Raw genomic sequence first — 206 nt, forward strand, 5'->3', positions numbered from 1 at the left:
GACCCGCAATGGATTCTTTTCCAGACGTTCTTGAGAGTCTTCGCTCAGTTCATCGTAGTGCGGCTTTAAGTAGTCGATCAGTGCTTGACGGTAGGTATCGCGCGTTTCTTGATCGCCAAGCGTGTTGATGGCTACGCGCAGACCCGTTAACCCCAGCTGCTTGAACAGGCGCAGCGCCATGGTCATAACTTCAACGTCAACGGCTG

Annotated in this window: 1 pseudogene; it reads right to left on the reverse strand. The window is 53.4% G+C overall.

The window, feature by feature from the left end:
* Positions 1-180, reverse strand: a pseudogene (locus LI126_RS15650) (histidine--tRNA ligase); the annotation flags it as partial.
* Positions 181-206 lie beyond the last annotated feature (26 nt).

It is taken from the genome of Mediterraneibacter sp. 210702-DFI.5.30 (assembly GCF_020560115.1).
GTDB classification, from domain to species: domain Bacteria; phylum Bacillota; class Clostridia; order Lachnospirales; family Lachnospiraceae; genus Mediterraneibacter; species Mediterraneibacter faecis.